This window comes from Colwellia sp. E2M01, assembly GCF_018860585.1.
GTDB lineage: Bacteria > Pseudomonadota > Gammaproteobacteria > Enterobacterales > Alteromonadaceae > Colwellia.
Window position 1 is genome coordinate 300,526 of the sequence record NZ_JAHKPR010000010.1, and the last position, 1,190, is coordinate 301,715.

The 1,190-nt window shown below is 32.9% G+C and carries 1 protein-coding gene; it reads right to left on the reverse strand.

Going from position 1 to position 1,190, the window contains the following annotated elements; genetic code table 11:
* Positions 1 to 85 precede the first annotated feature (85 nt).
* On the reverse strand, positions 86 to 1,027 hold the full coding sequence (locus tag KO502_RS02060; RefSeq protein WP_216020883.1) for a hypothetical protein: 942 nt from the start codon (positions 1,025 to 1,027) through the stop codon (positions 86 to 88).
* Positions 1,028 to 1,190 lie beyond the last annotated feature (163 nt).

Sequence of the window (1,190 nt, forward strand, 5' to 3'; positions counted from 1 at the left end):
CAACTTGGTATAAATAGCTAAAACTTGCTTCGTAGGGAAAATTTATTCAGATAATGACTGAACGTATTAAAAAAGTTATAAAATATTAAGGTGTTGTTTCTACCGGTGCCTTAATAATATGTTGCTTGATTATCCTTTGTTTTTTGGCTTTATTTAATTTAATCATATAAGAATTACGTCCTATACCATTAAATTCTTCATCAGTGAAAATCACGGTATCATTGTCACTAAAGGTTACGGCTTCTTTTTGCGTGACTATCCCTAAATCTATTTTGTAAGCATCACCTGAAAAAAAATCATCCCCTTGCCAATTCTCGAATAACCATAAACGTTCAGAATCTAACAACACAAGTTTAGTTCTATCGGGACTTAACGCCGCAGAGGTAATCCAACAGAGTTTTGCGTATGTGGTACAGGTATTAAAATTACTAACAAAGTCAGCCTGATAATTAGCTGCGTGATCGCCAATTTTATATAAATTTGTATCACCATCAAAAGGCTCGGTGCGATTTTTAGAAAATAAATAAAGCCTTTTTTTGTAAAAAACAAAAGCTTCTAAATCAAAGTTTTTTTCAGAGGCTTTTGGTGGATAGTTTAACTGTTTAGGGAAGGTGAATTTAATTATTTCTGCTTCGGTTTCAGTTCCCTTAATATCTATCGGGTTTTCAATTTTATAAATCGTAAACCATTTACGAATATTGTCATTATTACCAAAGTCGCCAATAAAAAAGTGACCAAAATCATCTTGAGTCATATCTTCCCAGTCAAGGTTTCTAGCATTGATAATGGTAATGGATTTTTTTATATTACCATCATTGTCTATTTGATGAAGATCTGCGCCATTGCCGCCATCATTAATAGCCCAAAGCTTACCGGCTTTATCTATTTCAATGCCAGAGACTTCTCTTAGTTTACTGTCTAAGGTAAATAGCTTAGTACTATAAAGTTGATAAGTTGCAGTTAAGGCAATGGCGAGTACTGATAACGTACTAATGAATAGCGCAGCATAAATAGATCTTTTAATCATTAAATGGCCAAGTTAAGTATTAAGCTAACATATAAAACATGCTCATTTCTTTGGGGTATTTATAGCAATATAGATTGCTAGCATTTTTGTTAATACCAATTTGATTAAATTTCTTCCCAACTCAGAGCTATGCTCGATGTGCAATGACAAGGCGAATTTGTTT

What these genes read in the sequence shown, in the direction of transcription:
- KO502_RS02060 (WP_216020883.1), bottom strand. Translation starts at nt 1,027, where the DNA reads ATGATTAAAAGATCTATTTATGCTGCGCTATTCATTAGTACGTTATCA.